This window comes from Tannerella forsythia, from assembly GCF_001006485.1.
In the GTDB taxonomy this organism is placed as follows: Bacteria; Bacteroidota; Bacteroidia; order Bacteroidales; family Tannerellaceae; genus Tannerella; species Tannerella forsythia.
The window spans coordinates 1-19,655 of record NZ_JUET01000062.1; the positions used below are offsets into that span (position 1 = coordinate 1).

15 protein-coding genes, 2 pseudogenes and 1 CRISPR repeat array are annotated in these 19,655 nt (G+C 38.6%); all 17 genes and pseudogenes read right to left on the bottom strand.

The window, feature by feature from the left end; translation table 11 throughout:
- A pseudogene (locus Tanf_RS14750) lies at nt 1–96 on the bottom strand (IS1595 family transposase); the annotation flags it as partial.
- 352 nt (nt 97–448) lie between these two features.
- A pseudogene (locus Tanf_RS13790) lies at nt 449–854 on the bottom strand (transposase); the annotation flags it as partial.
- 874 nt (nt 855–1,728) lie between these two features.
- A CRISPR array of direct repeats spans nt 1,729–6,136; the repeat unit is 30 nt; unit sequence GTTTCAATTCTATGATAGTCCGATTAAAAG.
- Nucleotides 6,137–6,348: 212 nt separating this feature from the next.
- Nucleotides 6,349–6,612 carry a CRISPR-associated endonuclease Cas2 gene (cas2, locus tag Tanf_RS05045; protein ID WP_046825127.1) on the bottom strand — a complete coding sequence of 88 codons (264 nt, stop codon included), beginning with the start codon at nt 6,610–6,612 and terminating at the stop codon, nt 6,349–6,351.
- A complete protein-coding gene (gene cas1b / locus Tanf_RS05050) occupies nt 6,612–7,628 on the bottom strand; it encodes a type I-B CRISPR-associated endonuclease Cas1b (RefSeq protein ID WP_046825128.1) in 1,017 nt (338 codons plus the stop codon). The genes cas2 and cas1b overlap by 1 nt, the downstream gene beginning before the upstream one ends.
- Before the next feature lie 24 nt (nt 7,629–7,652).
- Nucleotides 7,653–8,018 (bottom strand): hypothetical protein, encoded by a 366-nt coding sequence (locus tag Tanf_RS05055; protein WP_046825129.1) that lies wholly within the window; start codon nt 8,016–8,018, stop codon nt 7,653–7,655.
- Between the two features lie 2 nt (nt 8,019–8,020).
- A complete protein-coding gene (gene csx2, locus Tanf_RS05060; RefSeq protein WP_046825130.1) occupies nt 8,021–9,265 on the bottom strand; it encodes a TIGR02221 family CRISPR-associated protein in 1,245 nt (414 codons plus the stop codon).
- A 1-nt stretch (nt 9,266) separates the two neighbouring features.
- Complete coding sequence (gene csm5, locus Tanf_RS05065; protein ID WP_046825131.1) at nt 9,267–10,415, bottom strand: type III-A CRISPR-associated RAMP protein Csm5; 1,149 nt, start codon at nt 10,413–10,415, stop codon at nt 9,267–9,269.
- A 12-nt stretch (nt 10,416–10,427) separates the two neighbouring features.
- The gene (gene csm4, locus Tanf_RS05070; RefSeq protein WP_046825132.1) at nt 10,428–11,423 is read right to left on the bottom strand and encodes a type III-A CRISPR-associated RAMP protein Csm4; all 996 of its coding nucleotides are present in this window, start codon (nt 11,421–11,423) and stop codon (nt 10,428–10,430) included.
- Nucleotides 11,423–12,061 (bottom strand): type III-A CRISPR-associated RAMP protein Csm3, encoded by a 639-nt coding sequence (gene csm3, locus Tanf_RS05075; RefSeq protein WP_014225632.1) that lies wholly within the window; start codon nt 12,059–12,061, stop codon nt 11,423–11,425. Before csm3 ends, csm4 begins: the two co-directional genes overlap by 1 nt.
- Before the next feature lie 9 nt (nt 12,062–12,070).
- On the bottom strand, nt 12,071–12,541 hold the full coding sequence (gene csm2, locus Tanf_RS05080) for a type III-A CRISPR-associated protein Csm2 (RefSeq protein WP_046825133.1): 471 nt from the start codon (nt 12,539–12,541) through the stop codon (nt 12,071–12,073).
- Between the two features lie 6 nt (nt 12,542–12,547).
- Nucleotides 12,548–13,990 carry a Cas10/Cmr2 second palm domain-containing protein gene (locus Tanf_RS05085; protein ID WP_046825134.1) on the bottom strand — a complete coding sequence of 481 codons (1,443 nt, stop codon included), beginning with the start codon at nt 13,988–13,990 and terminating at the stop codon, nt 12,548–12,550.
- 46 nt (nt 13,991–14,036) lie between these two features.
- Nucleotides 14,037–14,567, bottom strand: a complete 531-nt coding sequence (cas4, locus tag Tanf_RS05090; protein ID WP_046825135.1) for a CRISPR-associated protein Cas4 — start codon at nt 14,565–14,567, stop codon at nt 14,037–14,039.
- A 4-nt stretch (nt 14,568–14,571) separates the two neighbouring features.
- Nucleotides 14,572–14,808 carry a virulence RhuM family protein gene (locus Tanf_RS05095; protein ID WP_052299275.1) on the bottom strand — a complete coding sequence of 79 codons (237 nt, stop codon included), beginning with the start codon at nt 14,806–14,808 and terminating at the stop codon, nt 14,572–14,574.
- A 33-nt stretch (nt 14,809–14,841) separates the two neighbouring features.
- Nucleotides 14,842–15,840 (bottom strand): Fic family protein, encoded by a 999-nt coding sequence (locus tag Tanf_RS05100; protein ID WP_046825136.1) that lies wholly within the window; start codon nt 15,838–15,840, stop codon nt 14,842–14,844.
- A 22-nt stretch (nt 15,841–15,862) separates the two neighbouring features.
- Nucleotides 15,863–16,417 carry a DUF6155 family protein gene (locus Tanf_RS05105; protein WP_014225627.1) on the bottom strand — a complete coding sequence of 185 codons (555 nt, stop codon included), beginning with the start codon at nt 16,415–16,417 and terminating at the stop codon, nt 15,863–15,865.
- 32 nt (nt 16,418–16,449) lie between these two features.
- Nucleotides 16,450–18,729 (bottom strand): CRISPR-associated helicase Cas3', encoded by a 2,280-nt coding sequence (gene cas3 / locus Tanf_RS05110; RefSeq protein WP_046825137.1) that lies wholly within the window; start codon nt 18,727–18,729, stop codon nt 16,450–16,452.
- Nucleotides 18,722–19,639 (bottom strand): type I-PGING CRISPR-associated protein Cas7/Csp1, encoded by a 918-nt coding sequence (gene cas7p / locus Tanf_RS05115; protein WP_046825153.1) that lies wholly within the window; start codon nt 19,637–19,639, stop codon nt 18,722–18,724. Before cas7p ends, cas3 begins: the two co-directional genes overlap by 8 nt.
- Between the last annotated feature and the right edge of the window lie 16 nt (nt 19,640–19,655).

The window sequence follows — 19,655 nt, forward strand, 5'->3', positions numbered from 1 at the left end:
GGAACAAACAACTCCTACTTGGTCGCGATATGCCTTAAACTTTTGCTTGCAGCTTTCTTCGTCTGGAAAGTGAGATAAAAAATCGATCAGTGTCATTGCCTTATTTTTTTTGCAAAGATAATTATTTCTGGGTAAATATACGGATATTCATTAAACATTTTTTATCTTATACATTCTATCAATACTTTGGCAAAAGAATCAATTAAATTATTAAAATTCAGAATTTTGTAGAATATAATTCCATACAAAAAGAATAAGATTAAACTGCTGATTATTTTAGATAAGTTCTAAAAAAGAATTTTTGTAAGTGGAAGCCGTTCCTTCTGAGTCAGTTCAGTTGGATTCAGCTCCTCAAAGGGCATCTCAGACTCACGATAGTGTTCGTTTATCCTCTCATTTGATTTGATTTATTGACGTTAAGACACAGTTACCCCTTAGAGGCAATAAGCTACAGCTGGTATTTATTGATCTGTACATATTTGAATTTGTTGTATATGAGACAGATGAGAGCCGTTACAGTCTTGGCACGGACGATTACGATGCTGCAGACAAACGAACCGTTCATGAAACCCTCGATGAAACCGAAGATGTGCTCCACACGACATCTTGTCTTGGACTTTGGGTGGTTGTTCAACTTCTGATCGTCGGTAAGAAGATGATTTCGATAGTCTTTCTCACAGATAACAGGAATCATACCACATTCCTTGACTACATCGTCCTTTGACCCATAGCCTGCATCAGGGTATAGAGGCTGTTTCTTGCCTTTTTTCTCAGGTGAGGGGCTTGATGACATTGGACTCATCGATGCCGGCATTCGTGGTGGTGTACTTCTCGATGAGCTGAGGCTGCTTATCGCCCAAAATGTAATAACATTGTAAGAATATGACAAGGAAAGTACACGTTTTCTTATGCTCAGGATATGGCTGAGATTCGTAAAGAGCGCAGTCAGCAGACCCGGAAACTAAAGCCCGGACTAAAAAAGCAAATTCTTCTCCTGCTATAGCAACAGTGGTCACCTCAGCAGATTGAAGGAAGGCTCAAGCTCCGCGGAGAACCTTACGTTTCGCACGAAACCATTTATAAAATCATCCGAGCCGATAAAACCGCAGGCGAAAAGCTCTGCCTGCATATCCGGCACAAGATGAAACATAGAAAAAGGAAGTAGCCCAAGTCTGTATCCATTAAGATAAGAATCGTGTCGGAATAGAGCAAAGGCCTCCTGTTGTCGATCTCAAACAACGCTTTGGAAATTGGGAGATGGACACTATTGTCGGAAAAAACGGCAAAGGGGATATCCTGACCTTAGTGGAAAGAACTATGTTTTTTTGCATGATGCAAAAACTGCCCAAAGGGAAAAATGCAAAAGAGCATTCAAAAATCGTTTACGATATACTGCTGCCATACAAAAAGAGCATATACACTCCATCACCGTAAATAATGGTAGCGAGTTTGCAGATCATTAATCATTAGCCAAGAAGTTACATACACAGATATATTTCACTCATCCCTATTCTTCATGGGAAAAAGGATTGATTGAGAATACAAACAAACTGATCAGGCAGTACATCCCTAAAAAATCAAATTGCAATGAATTTAGTAACAATATAACCAAACAGATGCAATACAGAATCAACGAAAGACCAAAATACAAACTCAATTTCTATTCTCCAGAAGAAATCTTTTTCTTAAATTTGAAACATAAAGTTGCATTCAGTAGTTGAAACGACAATTTCAATTCTATGATAGTCAGATTAAAAGTAACACTTGTTATCAACGAAGACGATTTCTACAACGGTTTCAATTCTATGATAGTCCGATTAAAAGCGTACACGGACGTGCTATACTTGTACGTTTCGCGAGTTTCAATTCTATGATAGTCCGATTAAAAGTGTCCTTACCCTTCCTGCGACTGTAGCCGCAATCGCGTTTCAATTCTATGATAGTCCGATTAAAAGTGTCCTTACCCTTCCTGCGACTGTAGCCGCAATCGCGTTTCAATTCTATGATAGTCCGATTAAAAGTCGGAATAACAAGGGGGACGGCGCAGCGGCAAATACAGTTTCAATTCTATGATAGTCCGATTAAAAGGTGCCAATCGGTCGCAAACATTCTCGTAGATTGGGTGGTTTCAATTCTATGATAGTCCGATTAAAAGCTGCAGTGCGACGGAGATAGCCGTGATCACTGCGCCCACGTTTCAATTCTATGATAGTCCGATTAAAAGAACCGCTCGGAAACTGGGATATCATCAACATCCGCAGTTTCAATTCTATGATAGTCCGATTAAAAGCCATACAGAAAAAACGACCGGGCCGGAGGGGTGGGAGTTTCAATTCTATGATAGTCCGATTAAAAGTGTCCTTACCCTTCCTGCGACTGTAGCCGCAATCGCGTTTCAATTCTATGATAGTCCGATTAAAAGTCGGAATAACAAGGGGGACGGCGCAGCGGCAAATACAGTTTCAATTCTATGATAGTCCGATTAAAAGGTGCCAATCGGTCGCAAACATTCTCGTAGATTGGGTGGTTTCAATTCTATGATAGTCCGATTAAAAGCTGCAGTGCGACGGAGATAGCCGTGATCACTGCGCCCACGTTTCAATTCTATGATAGTCCGATTAAAAGAACCGCTCGGAAACTGGGATATCATCAACATCCGCAGTTTCAATTCTATGATAGTCCGATTAAAAGCCATACAGAAAAAACGACCGGGCCGGAGGGGTGGGAGTTTCAATTCTATGATAGTCCGATTAAAAGTGTCCTTACCCTTCCTGCGACTGTAGCCGCAATCGCGTTTCAATTCTATGATAGTCCGATTAAAAGTCGGAATAACAAGGGGGACGGCGCAGCGGCAAATACAGTTTCAATTCTATGATAGTCCGATTAAAAGGTGCCAATCGGTCGCAAACATTCTCGTAGATTGGGTGGTTTCAATTCTATGATAGTCCGATTAAAAGAAAGCAGAACAAAGGCAACCTCGCGGCCGTTTATGGTTTCAATTCTATGATAGTCCGATTAAAAGGTTTTTGGTGTGCTCAGGCGTAAAGGATGTAGAAAATGTTTCAATTCTATGATAGTCCGATTAAAAGTTGCGTTAATAATAGAATGGTGGTCTATACCCGTAAGTTTCAATTCTATGATAGTCCGATTAAAAGTGTTTGTCGGAGCATAACATCTTTTCTATAAAGATGTTTCAATTCTATGATAGTCCGATTAAAAGGTTGAATTTGTTTGTTGATAAATACCAATTCGAGAACAGTTTCAATTCTATGATAGTCCGATTAAAAGAATCATCAGAAGCTCGGCCTTATTCTGTCGCACATGAGTTTCAATTCTATGATAGTCCGATTAAAAGTGCTCTAACTGGCGAGGTTCTGGGAAAAGGTTCGGGTGTTTCAATTCTATGATAGTCCGATTAAAAGGGTCGGGTTCGTTGTCATCGTCCTCCTCGTCCGGAGTTTCAATTCTATGATAGTCCGATTAAAAGGTATGATTCCGTAGTGTGTTACAATTACACGAGAGAGTTTCAATTCTATGATAGTCCGATTAAAAGTGCGCACAACAAAGCCCCAACGCGGGGCAGGTGGGTTTCAATTCTATGATAGTCCGATTAAAAGCCCGTATGGGGAAATACCCGTATTCCGCACCACGTTCGTTTCAATTCTATGATAGTCCGATTAAAAGCGGTTGGCGTACGTTAACACTTGCACCGCCAACGCGTTTCAATTCTATGATAGTCCGATTAAAAGCGTAAAAAACTGCGTAACCATGCAACAACTTTCACGAAGTTTCAATTCTATGATAGTCCGATTAAAAGGCAATGACTCCCACCCTCGAACACTACATAAAGATGGTTTCAATTCTATGATAGTCCGATTAAAAGGTCCGATTCAAAAGCAGCAGCGCGCTTTTTTAGCGTTTCAATTCTATGATAGTCCGATTAAAAGCCTCCCCCGTCGCTGGCCGAACCGTCGAACTGAGAGGTTTCAATTCTATGATAGTCCGATTAAAAGTTCAGGGGGTTCGCGAAAGCGTTCCCCCTTTTTTTGGTTTCAATTCTATGATAGTCCGATTAAAAGCCGGATATGGAAAAGTATAAAACCGCTTTCGTGGGTTTCAATTCTATGATAGTCCGATTAAAAGAATGCAGCCCCCCCATACCGAAAAACCGATCAAGCGTTTCAATTCTATGATAGTCCGATTAAAAGAGCGCGGGTGTAGCCCGCGTGTCTGAAACGTCCGAATGTTTCAATTCTATGATAGTCCGATTAAAAGGTCCACCGCGGTGGACAGCCACGATGGTACGGTTTAGAGTTTCAATTCTATGATAGTCCGATTAAAAGGCTTTTTTAGTTTGTTTCATTTTCCCTCCCCTGTGCAGTTTCAATTCTATGATAGTCCGATTAAAAGTTCAAAAAGGAAAGCTCAAAATGAATCAATTCAATTTCGTTTCAATTCTATGATAGTCCGATTAAAAGGCTTCTTTTCATTAATTCCTTGTTGCATTCTAATGTGTTTCAATTCTATGATAGTCCGATTAAAAGTATAGTCCTCCGTCTCGTATCTCCCTCCCCTGTCGTGTTTCAATTCTATGATAGTCCGATTAAAAGTAGTTTTTCCCGTGCATGTTTTTTTTAAAAAAATATGTTTCAATTCTATGATAGTCCGATTAAAAGATCCGTGTCATATGGCATTCAAGCGGAAATATATTGTTTCAATTCTATGATAGTCCGATTAAAAGTGCGACATCACAAACCGTAAAGAGTACGCGGATGCCGAGGGTTTCAATTCTATGATAGTCCGATTAAAAGCAGCGAGACAATTAATTAGATATACCCATGGTGAGTTTCAATTCTATGATAGTCCGATTAAAAGACGCGTATGTGCGAGACAACAGCGCAAAAAAAACTGGTTTCAATTCTATGATAGTCCGATTAAAAGCTTCCGTTGCGCTCACCTCCATGCCCCTTGAAGGAGTTTCAATTCTATGATAGTCCGATTAAAAGCGTACTAACACTCCAGGGACGTATAAATCCTTACGTCCGTTTCAATTCTATGATAGTCCGATTAAAAGCATCCGAACCCTTCACGGGGGTGAAGCCTGCCCCTTAGTTTCAATTCTATGATAGTCCGATTAAAAGTATAAATACAGTAAACAGCATGCTTCGCGAAAAATGGTTTCAATTCTATGATAGTCCGATTAAAAGATAATATTCCAGGGACGTATAAATCCCTACGCCCGTTTCAATTCTATGATAGTCCGATTAAAAGTGCGCACACCAAACCGCCCACGCAAGGGCGGTGGTGGCGTTTCAATTCTATGATAGTCCGATTAAAAGCAATCAGACTATGCTTTACTATGCGTAGACGAATTGGTTTCAATTCTATGATAGTCCGATTAAAAGCGCGCCTTCGGGGAAGTGCGCAAGGCTCATTTTTTAAGTTTCAATTCTATGATAGTCCGATTAAAAGACCCTCCTCTTCGAGAAAGGTTTCAATAAACTCATGTTTCAATTCTATGATAGTCCGATTAAAAGGTTTGAAGGAGGCTCGTTTAAGAATGGTGCGATAAAAGGTTTCAATTCTATGATAGTCCGATTAAAAGAAATTATTGGTTTTCTCGGAAATACAGGACGTACAACGTTTCAATTCTATGATAGTCCGATTAAAAGTACACGTTACTTTTATCCTTTCTGTGTTTTAACAGGTTTCAATTCTATGATAGTCCGATTAAAAGGTTGGAAGGTCGTCTTAGGGCTGCTATTTACGAATAGTTTCAATTCTATGATAGTCCGATTAAAAGTCTGATTATAGAATTTTCTCGTTTTATATGACAGAAGTGTTTCAATTCTATGATAGTCCGATTAAAAGAAAATCATACGTAGAAGAACGTATGCAGGAATGGGGTTTCAATTCTATGATAGTCCGATTAAAAGTTTATTTTATTCTTTCTTGTGTAGAGTTTATTATCAGTTTCAATTCTATGATAGTCCGATTAAAAGAAAATCATACGTAGAAGAACGTATGCAGGAATGGGGTTTCAATTCTATGATAGTCCGATTAAAAGTGCAAATTTTAATTATAAGTTTTTAGATACTTTAAAAGAGTTTCAATTCTATGATAGTCCGATTAAAAGCCGTTCGAAACGACAAAAAACATTACTGATTCTCAATAATCTATCCTTCAATTATATCAACAAATTAACAAACAAAGTTGTCGAAGCACAAAGGTAAGAAAAACCCCGCACTTCGACAACTAATTTTATCTTTTGATTTTCAATGTGTCAAAGAACGCATAATAGCGATGCCTCGATTTCTATTATGGAAATTCATACTCACCGACAACTTATTACAAGAAGTTATCGATACTACTCCGCTCTTTACCAAAGATTTGCTTATCCAACCATTTTTCTTGTCGACTTGAAAAAACAATCAGAGAGTCTTCATCGCTGTTCATTATTTTCTCAGCCTTCAAAGTTAACTCTTTTAATTTAACTTCTGTAATTTCGCCTTCAAAAACCGAATTTTGTATCCAATTCAGATATTTCCGACAGAGCTTGAGCATTTTCCCAACCCGTTTCTCGCCGCAGTCATAGACCAGAATCACATACATTACCAGTACATTTTAAACGGTTTATAGTCTTCCATCCCAAGCAGATGTTTTGCCAACTTATAGCATTCGAGCTTGATAAGGTGTTTGTAACTTACGTTGCGGTTAAGCGACCGATGCTTAATCGTCTCATTGAAACGTTCCTCCATCGCTTTTACAAAAATCTTCTTCCCCGAAGGATTCAACAGACAACTGTTCAATCGCTTGTTGAAATGACGTTCCTGTATCTCTTTCTTATTAAGAAGTTTGAAAATAACCCTGTCGACAAGAATCGGTTTAAAAATTTCGGAGATATCCAATGCCAGAGAATAGCGCCGCTCGCCGGGTGTATGCAGATAGCTGACCGTAGGATTGAGTTGCGTTTGATGAATGGCACGTAGGCACTGTGAATAGCACATCATATTTCCGAATGAGATCAAGGCATTCACTTCGTTCCGGGGTGGTTGTTTAGTACGACCTCCCATCTCAAAATCGTTGAGTATAAGATCAAATGCATCGTAATAAACCTGACGGATGTTTCCCTCGATGCCCATCAGTTCGTCGGGGGCGGATGCTTGCTCAATACCATCGGCATAGATTTTTATCTGTTCCAATAATGGTTCCATATCTTTTCCCCGCCGGTTGTAATACTGCAGGTTTTTTTGCATGTTATAGGCCGCTCCGTGAATAAACTGCCGGGCGATTGCCATGCGCCGTTTTTTATCCTGAAAGGCTTTGGTCTGTGCCAAAATCATCCGCCCCGAAAGTAACGTATCCCGCGGCATAAACGACCCGGTATAATTCTCGTAATAATCGAAGAAGTGCAGGGCAATATCATTTTTTCCGAGAAAATTATACAAAGCGCTATTGGCATCGAGCGAGCCGAAAACATAGAATTGGTCAACCGTTTCGACCGGAATATACCTCGGTTGTCCTTCGCGTTCGATACCGTTTCCGTCATCCTCCATCGGCAGGAATTTCAAGGTGTTATCCTTGCGGGACAGACGACCGGGATTGAAAAGATAGTAGGTTTTTTTCATGATTTTATTTACCTTATAAGGGAATTAGCCGTATTTTCTAAATTTCACAAAATCAAACCCAACTACTTTTTCTCCAGACGCTAAGATGTTCACATTACGATTTGCTGTAGAAGCATAGCAATCGATCTTCGACTCCTGAAGTTTTTTAAGTAGCGCAAAACTAAAAGTCATTTCTCCCATCAGATGAATAGCAACATCTGGAATTGAGGCGATTCGCACTGCCAACTTTTGAAAGTAATCCTCAGCCAACTTTTCAATTTCGGATGCTGTGCTTTCCGGATCAATAGGAGGAAAATGCCAATCCTCAACCTCTCCAAAAAGCCTCCACGCTTCCTTCTTCTGCCTTTCGCTCCATTCCGGAAAAGGGTGATTAGATAAATTAATGAGCATAATTATAATAATCCTTTCAATTTTTGATAATTTTCTTCCAAAGCTTGTTTGAATTTCTTAGACTCCACACTTTTGCATAAATATCCTCCATGATTTATGTCGTTTCTTTTCTCGCTCAGTGCTTGGAATGCTTTTGCTATGTCTTCTATGTTATCTATACCTTTTAATTCTGAAATGACACATTTTGCATCCTTCGAAGTTAAAGGCTCCTTCCATTTTTCTCCCGGTTGATTGATACCGAAACCTAAATAAGATGATATAATGTTTCTTTTTTCTTTATTAGAATATTCATGATTTAATTTCTCGCATAAAATGGTTATTGTAGCTTCCTGCAACTGTGTAATCCCTTGTTGAATTAACTCCTTATCAATACACCATTGGACAGCCCGCAAGAGATTTGTCTTATCATTAACCCGATAATTGTCGAGTTCTCTTTTTAGTTTCTCTAAAATTGGTTTAAACGCTGGCAGCAAACGGACCTCCAAATGTGTTATTTTGTCTATAACTTTAAGGATAGAACTTGCTTTCAGAAAGTTTTTTCCTCTGTTTGTACTGAAATCTTCGCTGATTTTTTCCAACAAACTGTTGATTTCCCTTATTTCTACTGCTTCTTTGTCTTTTCCGCAACTTGCTATAAGAATTGGCTTGATAGATTCTCCGGTAACTTGTAGCAATTTTGTTGCATTACCGGTAGTTATAAACTGACTGCCGGAATTAGCCCAATCTTGCAAAACAGAAAAACTGGTCAAATTCAAAAGGGGTACTTTGCGACTTTCGGGATTTGGATATTTTTCTTCAATTTCACCGGGTCTTCCGAGTTTTTCAAATGCGCCGTAATAGATCCCCATTACTTGAATATCTTTGATAAACTTTGCATATTGTAAAAGCGTAATTCCTAACATAGGAATAGAACGAAAGCTATGGGTGACATCAAAAACAACCTCATCATTTTCTTCTAAAACGTCAAAAACAAGTTGAAAAATTTTCCATATCTCTTCTTCGCTTACTCCTTCCGGAATATCAATTTTACTGAATTTTCCACCAACTTCTCTATTTAAGTTTTCAAAATGTGTTGAGGATGCTAATTCTGTGCAGAAAACAAAATACTTATCAAAATCGGGTGCAAAAAGTTTTATTGTAGCAGTTTGCACGTAAGTTACCACTTCACTTTCTTTATTTGAATATGTATATATGCACTCCTTGTACTTTCCCGTCCCTAAAAATGTAATAAAAACTTTTCTGCCCATTTTATTCTTTATTTAAGCATTCTAATTGTATCCAATCCAAAGGTTTTGTTTCGGTTATTTCTACAAAACGGGTAATGGGAAATTCGTTGGGATTTAAGTCATACTCTTCTACTCGTCGCTCTTTAGTATTATATACCTTCCCGTAACCGCATGTTTTTAAGAATTTAAGAAATTGACCTTTATTCTCGGTTCTTTCACAATCGTACAAAGCCAATGCTATAGAATTAAAATAAAAACCTTTGCCGGTACCCAAACGCAAATAAGCGGTTGTAGAACTTTCGGTTTTTTTCTCAACATTCTCATAAAAATCTTCCAGCGAGAAATAGATGTCATCATCTATCTTTTTGCCAATGCCGGATAACATTGTCCACTCGACATCAGATGAATGACGGCTAAATGTATTGATAATTTTACACAATTCTTCCCACGAATAGTTTTTATACACATTCGTTCCGTCGGCTTTTTCTCCAATAAGTTTCCTCACGTTTCTTATTTCACACTCACAAGTGATGTTTTCTTTTATCGCCTCTCGTGTTTGCGGAATATCCAGACTGCCATTTTTAATATGCAACCGTTTGATGTCAATCGCCTGCAACGTATCAAACTCCAATAAAGAGCTATCGCTCACTCCCAATTCAAATTTATCAAATTCAGCCATTAATTGTGCTTCTAATCGTCCTCTTTCTTCTTTGTTATTCAGATTTTCAAGATAATTTTCGCACCAATCATTCTCAGCGTCAATTAACCAATCATATAGCAATGTGGTTTTTATGGCGCCTTTGAGTGTGCTGCCCGGGATATAAGGTGATTGTCCCGCATTTTTCACAACCGTATAAAATTCTTTTTTCCCACTTACATTCTTGGCTTCTATACTGTACAAAGCGGCTTGTTGCAATGTTAATTTGAGCCTGTTGAAAATAAAATTTTTCAGGTCAAACGTGTTGGTCATATTGGATTTGCCCCGAATCATTCCCTCTACATAAAAATCAATAAGTTCGGGACTTTTGCCCATTTTATCTCTTATTGCCTGCTGGTTGATGTAGTGGATTTTTCCTTTTTCCAGCACATAGTCGGCAAATGCCGACAGCGTATTTCCATCGCCAATAGAAACAGGTGTAAGAGTTGTTATTTTGTATGCGGATTCGTTCATAAAGCAAAAGTATTAAGGATTAAACGATAGTGGTAGCGGCAGAAAAAAATCTCCGCTGTATTTCCAGTACTTTTTTTCGTTTTGCGAAAAACCCAGTACATCCGGCTTTACTTTTTCGCTCATCACGGCTCCTTCAAGCAACGCAGTCGCTACTGGCAGCCTTTTGTCCGCTCTAAAATACATTCCTCCCCGAAATTTGGTTTGGTAGTATTTGCATACGTTCATGTCTTTTTCTTTGGGAAAAACCAAGGATAAGGCCACTTGATCATCTGACGGCTGATTTGTTTGAAATTCAAAATCGTGAAATTCTACGCTTTCTATATTTCCGCAACCGGTTGAGCGTTCGCCGCCGATACCGTTTGCCGCCAACAATCCGATAGTCCGGTAAAACAGTCTTTCGTCTTCATCATTCAAGTTGGTTTCCGCCAAAAAATACCAATGCACGGCATAATTTTCATTGCCTTGTAAAATCAAATCGGTTTGTACGTAGAGATTGTCTTTATCTTCAGCACCTCGAGCCTTCACCTTTTGCATATCTACCTTTTGAGAGAGAGGGAATAAAGCATCGGAACCAATTTCCTCTTTCAAAAAGATAGTCTTTTCATTAGGGCTTATACAAGGACTGTCATCCGAAAACCATTTATCCGGTGCCACTCCTTTTTCCCACACTCCTTTGGACATAAACTGTATCTTTTTGAATTTCTTTGGATTATCGGTCGGAGAAATATTTAATACGGTGGGTTTAGGCAGTAAGAATATCGTTTGCTTATTGTATTCTATGGCGTAAAAACCGGAAGAAAGACGGATATTTCCTTGTTGAAAATATTCTCTGAAAACATCCGTTTTTTCCGGACATATCTGTGCCAATGAACTGATAAAAGCCGCAAAAATGACATCGGAATGTATGTAATCGGCAGTATGAAACAGCGCAGTAGACTGTTCCCTTGCAAATTCGCCAAAATGAAAACGGCTCCCCTGCCTGCATTTTAAGATAATAGCTTTGCGCATTACTCGTATGTTTTTGAGATGGGATTTTTAATATTGCACGTTATTACTACTTTACCGTATCCTCGTGTGCCACTGCCGCCGAGATAATCGTCCTGTAAAAGATTAAGTCCTTTTTCCAATTCTTTAAGCATTTCGTTTTTATTGTCTTTATCAAAAACGTTTATCACGATTTCAAAAGAGAATACCGCTCCGGCAGGTACACGCTCAATGTTGCGTAAACCTCCACCTGTAGTTTTTCCGGATTTTCTATCAATAGTATTTTCATACTTTTCTTCTGAAAAATCTGTTTCGAGCGATGCGTTTTTATTGGTAAAAACCTCCATAAATTTTTCTACATCCAACACTGCGTCTCGAAAAATAAGTCGCGTGGGTTCCGTCCAATCTTTTTCAGCTGAACCAAACATTTTTTTGATAATCTCTTTATCCTCTTCCAATTTAAAAGCTCCGTACGATAAGCCGAGCAGGGTGCGGATTTTCCCTTTCAGCGAGCTTCCGGGAATGTAAGGTACTCCCAGTGGGGTTTTTATTACAGGGCTGTCTAATCCGCCAATATCCAAACTGCTTTTAGACCCACCAATGTGAAGCCCGGTTTTCAACAATATGGTTCCGGTAATTATGTTTTTTTCTATGAGTTTCATTTGTTCTGATTATTTTTTTGTGTGATAAAATTTGTGGTAAGCAATGATAATTTCCATTAGTTTTTTGAAGGAGTCCAAACTCTTGTCGTTCATTTTCTGAATAAGAAGGTCTATGAAAGCAATCATTTCTTTTGCGTCTTTTTTTCCTTGTCTTGCCGCTACATAGGCCAAATTAGGCCGCAAAAGTTTCAATTCCAACGAAGAATTCACCCCTTTTATCTTGGAATAAATATTCCGTAACTGCGTGGGCGTAATTACATTGGCATAGTCTTTCACAAATTTTTCTACTGCGTTGATGATTGTATCAACGGGAAGTTCTTTTTGCAGCCCGACATCAGAAGCGTTCAACTTCAAAAGTTGCTCAAAAAGAGCGCCTTCAAAATATTGTTGTTTCACTTTTTGAGCAAAATCTTGAAGGGAGCTTTCCTCTCGTTTGTTTTGACTGTAAGATTGGGGTTGTTGTCTAAATTTTTCTGCCATATATATTTAGTTTTTATAATTTTTAGTCAATAATTCCGCCCATCGCGCGGCAACAGGATATTTTAATGCGTTGTTTGTGGCGTTCGGGCTCATGAAGTCTTGTAAAAGACTGTTTTTGTAATCATCAAAAATTTCCTCTATTAATGGTAAATTTTCCTCCTTTTTTATATTTCGTAAATAATATTTCAAACGATGCACTTTCGGCAATTCAATTTTACTTCTTTTCACGGCATTGTTCTGCAGGCTTTTATAACCCAAGTCGGAAGACTTCACTCTTTGAATAAGTGCCCGGCTCTCGCCCTTCCGCACAAGTTCGGCCAATTGATACGCAATACTTTTTGCCGAAAAGAATTCGCTCCAAGTAAGCGGTTCGCCAAAAACAGTAATCCGGTTTTTTCCACTTGCCTTGGCTAAATACAGTGCATTCTCAGCCTCTTCTGCCAAACGTATCATCGGGAACTTGGTATTTACAACCACTATACCTGCTGAAATTGTAATATCGTTTTCCTCTGTTTGGGAAAGGGCGCTTCTTATTTCCACTTGAAATTTAGTAAATAGTTGCTGTATTTCTCCGGCAACATCAAAGATTACGTCCCATGCGCCGATTAAAAAGCAATCGTCGCCACCGGCAAAAACGGGATAGATATCTCCACTATCGATATATTGCTTTAAGATTTTCTCATAAAGTGTCTTACTGAAGAAAATGTCAAATCCACCGGAAAGTTTTTTATAGTCCGTTTTCTCTTTATTCATAAAAACAGTTCCTAAATTATCAACATCCAACTTTATGGCAGCCAATTTATTGTCGGCATTTCTAATCAATGCCCTATCCGCAATAGAATCGAAGTCGATGAGAGTATCATTGTCTTTCTTAGGTAATTTGTTGAGTATATTGTTTTTAAAACTTTTTTGACTGTTTGAAAACGATACGGAAAAACCGGCCAAAGAGATGTCTTGGGATTTTTCATCAGGAATAATACCGAAACCATTTGCATTTATCAATTGTTTGACAATATTTTCACACACCATCTCCACATCAGTCACCTGAAATGAAGCAGGATATATACTTTTTGACATTTTGTTTTTTGCCAAAAGTTGATTTACGGCCTTATTTTTTTCCTTGAAATTTTCATCTTCATACAGCACCCAGGCAAAATGAGTATAAATATCTCTTGTGAGAAAGTTGTGTTGCAATTCTCTCGTTTTAATAGAAATGGCACTTTCTTCAGCCTTCAGACACAACAGTAAATTTCCTCCTCCATTATAAATCACCTCCTCTACTTCAAACTCTCGTTTTAAATACGCTTCAATGATATGAGTGAGTACATAAACATAAAACGAACGGGCTTTTAAATTCTGAGCAGCTTTTTTTGACGTTGTGTCAAAGATGTAATTTTGTATCCCTGAAATATCAGCTTTTAATAAATATTTCCTTTGTTCTTTTTCCATTGAGATTTCCGATTATTTTTATAATAAGTTACACAAATATACGACTTTATTCTTCTCTTGAGTAACAAAAATCAAAATAGCTGCAATTCTTGCAAATTTTCGCATTGATCGTTGGCGGACAAGATTCGCTTTCAATGAGTGATTGAATTTTAGAAACCGATTTCTGCAATCCCTGCCGATCTTCGTCCGAGAATAGGACTTCGTCCGTTTTACGCAGTTTGGGATATTCCAAAATCCCCGTCGCTCCATCGACCCCATTAAGCTCCAAAAGCCAGAGGTAGAATTTTACTTGCCGAACATGTGCCTCTTCCACCTTATCGCTACGCTTGATTTCGTGAATAACCTTATTCCGCGCATCGAAATAATCGATTTGTCCGATTAACGTAATGCCTTCATATTCGGCAGAAATAAGCATCTCTTCGTAGCGTTCGGCACGCTGCGGATAAGAGGTTTCGTGTAACAATTTCCCGTCGTACACCGTGTCGGAAGTGTGTTCCATATTGATGCCGTTGGCAAAGAGCCAAAGCTTGCGCTTGCATACCTGATAGTAGTTGAAGTATATTCCGTTGATATTCATATTATTATGAATTTGATTTAAGTATACTGATAATTATACCAAGGTTGTAGTAATCCACTTGATAGGTCTTGTTGCCAAAAGTAGTTGTTGCAAATTTTGCAATAACTGAATTATTCCCTTGTAACAATTCCGCCATTTGGTCAAGAGTTAACCACACGGTATCATCACAAAACGTTACTTCAACCTTGGTGATACCATCAGCGGTTTGGTATAGCATAATACGGCCTGCCTTGTTTGTCATACTGCTATTCAAATTTAAACTTGTTTTGATAAATTATTGTTTTAAAACAAGCCAATAACCGTTTTTATTGGCACCTTCACGTTTTATCAAACCTTGAGCCTTCATTTCCGAAATCAAGCGTTCGCATTGTCGTGAACTGATTTCAAGCACCAATGCCATTTTTCTGACCGAAACTCGTGGATTTTGTCGAATCAGCGACAAAATCTTATCAAATTGTTCGGATTTTATTCCGACATTTATTCCGACATTTATTCCGACATTGTTTGCAGTAATCATCTCTTCTTGATGACTTTTTAGAGCATTGCCAATCTCCTGTAACATAAAATCTATAAAAGGAGCGCTATTCCCCGCCTTGGTACTTTGAGAAATCACCTCATAATACTCCTCCTGATTGGCAAAGACCATATTCTCCACCGGCAAATACTCAAAAATAGGGTTTAGTTTTCCGAGTATTAGCGATTGCCACAATCGTCCCATTCTACCATTCCCATCGGAAAACGGATGAATAAACTCAAATTCATAGTGAAACACGCAACTTTTCACCAACAAATGGTCTTTGGCATCTTGCAACCATTCAAAAAGTTCATCTATTAATATTGGGACACGTTTAGCAGGCGGCGCCACATGAACAACGGCCTTGTCGGAAAAAACGCCCACTCCTGAACGGCGGAATTTACCGGTATCGTCAGTCAACGCCTCCATCATCACCGCATGGGCTTTTAGCAAGTCCTTAACGTCAAACGGATTTAATGACGAATACAAATCATACGTTCGAATCGCATTCTTCACCTCCTGTATTTCGCGCAAGGGTGCCACGACAGTTTTCCCGTTGATAATATCACGCACTTCGTCTTCGGACAGATTATTGCCTTCAATAGCTAAAGAACTATGAATGGTCTTTATTCTATTCGCCCTGCGCAACAGCAAGCCGTCCTTTTGTTCCAACCGGATGGCATACCGCTCTATCATAGCCGAAATATCGGCTATCAGATTAATGGCTTGGGGCGATATGGTGAATGGAGGGGTTGGCATACTCACTTTAAGAAATTATCTATCAGGATTGTTCTCCGTATTTATTTACGAACTCCGCATACTCCCCGTAGTATTCGTAAAACACCGCTGCAATATCATCCGCAAAACCGTATCCGCAAGGCGAAGCGTACATGACACAGTCGTTGCATCGTTTCTTGAATTTATCGAGCAACCCGTGCTTATCAATAAACGACACAGCCCGTTTGAAATTATTATATGCAGCATTATAAAAAGGCTCGTCCATATCGCCAAATTCGTAGGTAAACAGGCAAGCTGCCTCAGGCAAGGTCAGCATCACATCTGCCAACGCTTCGGGAGAGGGTTTGAGTGATGCAAATTCCGAAATGGCTTTTTTGGCAACAGAATACTTCAATCCGGATTTCATCGGATTTCTTATATCAAATTCTTTTTCAATAATGGCTTTGTACTTCTTTATCTTTTCTTTCTCATTCGGTTGAAGATAAAAATCAAAATACTCTTGGACGGCTTTACTGTTATTGTAAGCATCTAACACCACCTCGACGATTTGTTCTTTCGTGAGAGATTGAAGGTGTTTTTTGAGACTGAATTTGGACATATGTAATATTTTAAAGATTTATATATATATAACTACAGGAAGACACCATCTTCTACGAATGTTGCTCCCGTTTCATAATTATAGAAGCCTTCCCTGATTACAAAAATACTTGTTTCTTCATCTTTAACTTTAATATTAATGTCATCTATCTTATGTTGTTTTTTTGCATTATTAATGATGTAAATAGGCAATTCAACGGAATTATAGATTTTCCAATTCTGAAATTCCAAATAATTTGAAAAGAATCTCGAATCCGGTTTTTGGACAAAAACAGTATCTTGAGGCATAATGTCCCGGCTTCTCCAAAAATTCACAGAATCATCGTCTTCTGCACTTTTTTGTTGCGGATTAATAAGCCAATTCATCATAAAATAACTTTTTAGATTATTCGCATTTTCTATGGATTTTGGGGAATAATTTATTCTTTGCTCATATACTGCGTTAAGTAAATCCACTAATTCTCCCGCACAATAGCTCTTTTTTTTCAATAATTGAATTGTCTTTGATAAAGATACGCATGACGACCAAGATTTCGCATGCAAATCAAAGGAGCCATAAGGTGCCGGATATAGACAATCATCTTTTTGGGGTACCACTACATATAGTTTTCCTATTTTTGATTTGTCAAAACGACACATTCTGCCGGCACGTTGTGTTAACCTATCAATCGGACAAATGTCTGAAATCATCATATCCGCACTGATATTAATGCTCATCTCTCCGATTTGTGTCATAATTGCAATGCCGTGAGCTTTATTTTTTTCCCAGGCTTTACGTCCGAGCATGTCGATAATTTCCTTTTCTTTTCTCTCTTTATCCGGCTCTGTAAATCGGCTATGATAGAGGCATATCTCGATCTTTTCTATGACATTGTTATTATATTCTTGATACCATTTATAATATGAAATGGCTTTATCTACAGTATTGGCATAAATGACTCCATTCCTTTTTTCCGCCATCAAGATCAATAAGTCGGAAATATCATCAGGCTCTTCGTATTTACGAATATCTTTGATTATAAAACGAGGTCGGGCATTATCAGAATCATCCTCCATGATCTCATTTACGGAATATCCGATGCTTTTATATTCTATCAAGACCGCTTCCGGTAAAGAAGCGCTCATCAACAATACCGGAACATTCCAGGCTTTAAGGATTTTAAGCAAAACTAAAATATTCGCCTGCGTAAATTCATCATAAAAATCAGCCTCATCAATAACCAAGCAGGAATGAGCCATATTAAATGTTATCAGATGGTGCTCTTCTCTTGTCAATGTTAGGGCCATCAATAAATGGTCAATTGTACAAACAGTTACCGGCGTTTCGAGCAAGCGTGCAAACTCATGTATTCTTTCAGCTTTTTGCCGCGTAACTTCCCCTTTTTCAATTTTATTTTGAAATCTATTGAACCATGCGCTTGAATGATATAATCCCGTATCTGAAAGATTTTCCGCAACGCTAATAGATAAAGCATTGGATGTAAATCTTGTGGGCATGGCAATAATAAGCCTATCTGCACGTTTGTTAGTGATTTGCAATGATGCCCACAATAACGAAGCATCTGTTTTCCCTGCCCCTGTTGGTGCTCGTACTAAAAGAAGTTCTTCTTTCCAATGCTTTTCCACCAATTCTTGAACTCCTCTTTTTGAAGGGAACGGGAATTGATAATTAAAAGTTGTATGGTCTAGCACAAAATCATTGTCTTCCTTTGCACTTGCTCTATGATCCGCCAATTGTAACAAGCCTCTTATTCCCGAGAACTCATACTGAACGTTAGCAAGTTGCATTAGATCTAACGTTTCACTTTTACTATTCGATTCTTTTTGAAAAGCTTTCCAAAAATCGCCCATCCCTTCCTTTATCCATCGCTGTTCAAAGTTAAAACCTAATTTGCCATGATGGGCGGCAATGGCAGCTTGAAGGACTATCGGCATTTTTTTATTTACATTCAATAGCAAAGATTGCCATTCATGTCGCACACCGGCCAGTCTAATATTTTTACCAGCCTTATCAATATCCTGTTTAGAATAATCCCTAAATGTTCCCTTGTGTCTTTTTTGCCATTCCAAAAATGCCTCATAATCCTTTCGGCAAGCATTTTGCCATTTCTCATTCATTTTACCGTCATCATGGTATTGGCAAACAAGTTTTAGCCTTCGCGACAAACTCCTTCCGACCCGTTGCTCATATTTTTCGGCGACAAACGGTCTATGCTCCAACAATAGCATACCTTCAGACACTACATTAAGCTTATGCTGCTCCAATGTAACACCTGAAGGCTTTGCTAATATTGGAATCTTGAAGTTAGGCATTGGCAAATACTTCTTGGAATGTTTTTACTTCGGCATTATTTGAAGGATCAAAAAGCGTATTTCTTTCTAAAAAGGCCAATGCCTCTTGATATGCGTCGGCAATGCTCTTTCCGGATTTGTCATTACCAATGAAATACACTGCCCCTCTTGCATCAAGTTCTGCCAGAATATTCTTTTGTTCTTGTTCGTTCGCCGTAAAGAATCTACTCGCCTTGCGACTTAATACGGTATCAAACACAATAAGGACTTGTTGAGGTTCTCCGCTTACCGCATTACGAGCCTGGTTGGCGTAATCATTCATCGATTTAGTAGCTTCCAAGTACAAACGAGCACGACGTGTACGTTCTTCTTCGTTTGCATGTTTAAAATATTGCGTACCTAAATTGAAGCCTCCTTTATAGGTAAATGCTTTCGAAATACTTAGCGCACTTACATCCAAGAAAAAATTCATATGCATTAGATCGTATTCACTAAATTCTTTTGTAGCCAAAGCCTGATCTTGAGAGGATTCCGTCGTATCCATTTTCAAGCGGACCAATAAGTCTCGCCCAATTTCACTTTCTTTCATAGCAACGGCAGGTGTTACAGAAAGAGGAGCTGTTCTTCGCCCGGAATAATCTCCTTTTGACGGATGCATAAATCCGCCCATATCAGCCCGTAAATCACGCTCAATTTGATTACTTACCCCATCGCCATTTGAGACAAACGTATCTCCATGATTGGGATCTGCAAGATTGAGACGATCTATCGCAGAAAACAGAACATGACGTTGCATTTGTCCGGAAACATAAACCCGACCATCCGGTCTCTTTTTAATAGATGATGCATTTCCTAATAATTTTTCACCGCCATTTGCTATGTGATTTTCAAACGGCGCAAGTGCTGTTACTAAAATTCCTTTGATTTCCATATTGATATATTTTATG